Raw genomic sequence first — 1701 nt, forward strand, 5'->3', positions numbered from 1 at the left:
TAAATTCAGGAACAATGTAATGATAATTGGTATTAAACCACTTAGTCATGTCTGACGCAAAAGCAGATTGTCCAGTAGGAGCTGTTCCTCTCGCAATACGAAATAAAGTATCCAAATCAACTGATTTGTCTTCATTTCTATGTCTTTGTGGAATATTTCCTAACAACATACTAGTACTTAGCACATGATCATACCAAGCAAAATCACCTACAGGAAGTAAATCGATACCTGCTTTTTTTTGTTTTTCCCAATGTATTTTCCTTAACTCTTTGCCTACTATTAGTAAATTTTCTTGTGAAATTTTTTCAGACCAATACTCTTCTAGTGCTTTCTTTAATTCACGATTAGATCCAATTCTTGGAAAACCAAGTATGTGATTTATTATAGACATATGTAATCCATTTTTTAATAAAAAATTAATCAAAAATATTATAACAAAATTGTATTTTTATAAAAATTTTAATTTACTCTGTAATCTGCAACTTCTTTAAATTCATAATTAAAATAAATGATATATTCTTAATCAATTAATACATTTATATCAAAAAATAAAAATTTATTGTAAAATACTCTAATTATCAATTTAATAATATTAATAAAATGATTTTAATAATTAATTGAATAAAATGTGCATTTAAATTAAATAAAATAATTTAATTTATATTTAAGATAGTACTTATTTTTTTAAAAAAACTTCTAAATAACGAGCTACACCATCATTATCATTAGATAATACTATTTCTGCATATGGTAACTGATTTTTTAGTTCTAAATCAGAATTTACCATTATACATGCTTTACCTACAATCTTAAGCATATCCATATCATTCATAGCATTACCAAAAGCTATACAATCTGTTAAAGAACTATTTAAATATTTCATTAAAAAAGTTAATGCATTTCCTTTAGATACCTTTTTTGACATTATTTCAAGACATGTTTTAGAAGAAAAAACCCAATCTAAATCTGGTTTAAATAAATCAATAATTTTTTCCTTCAATAAAAATAATTTACTAAAATCATTAGAAGTGAAAAAAATTTTACTAACATTATCCATTTTAAAAAAATAAAAATCCAAAACTTGGTACTGAGAAGATGATCTATAATTATAATAATATTTTTCTATATTTTTTTTATGAATATACCATTTTTCATTGCAATACATATGCATAATTATATCAGTATCTAAATCGATATACCTTAATAAATTTACAATAACATCTTTATCGATATTACTGGTAAATATTAATTTTTTATCTAAATTATAAATTTTAGCTCCATTTGAAGTAATCATGAAAGCACTAATTTTACAATAATTACAAATCTCTAAAATTTCGAAATAATGACGACCACTAGCAAAAAAAAAACAAAATCCTTTGTTATACAAATCCTGTATAATTTTTTTCGTATAATTTGTTATTTTATATTCAGAAGACAAAAGAGTACCATCTAAATCAGAGACAATAAATTTATACATACATATAATTTCCATAAAATCTAATATATACAAATAAGCATATTCAAAAGTAAAATACTAATATCAATAAAAATGATGAATTTTTTAAAAAATAAAATAAATATTTTAAAATTATTTCAAAATTTTAAAAATGATACCAATCATTACATTTTAATTAATATTAGTATTTATTATTAATCAAAATAATCAATACTTATGAAATTAAAAATATAATATATTTTAAT

1 protein-coding gene and 1 pseudogene are annotated in these 1701 nt (G+C 21.0%); both read right to left on the bottom strand.

The genetic code is table 11. From position 1 onward, the window contains the following. A pseudogene (locus LDP10_RS02840) lies at positions 1-391 on the bottom strand (5-methyltetrahydropteroyltriglutamate--homocysteine S-methyltransferase); the annotation flags it as partial. A 285-nt stretch (positions 392-676) separates the two neighbouring features. Further along, a complete protein-coding gene (locus tag LDP10_RS02845) occupies positions 677-1477 on the bottom strand; it encodes a Cof-type HAD-IIB family hydrolase (protein ID WP_265197237.1) in 801 nt (266 codons plus the stop codon). Between the last annotated feature and the right edge of the window lie 224 nt (positions 1478-1701).

It is taken from the genome of Buchnera aphidicola (Pemphigus obesinymphae) (assembly GCF_026122815.1).
GTDB lineage: Bacteria > Pseudomonadota > Gammaproteobacteria > Enterobacterales > Enterobacteriaceae > Buchnera_C > Buchnera_C aphidicola_BJ.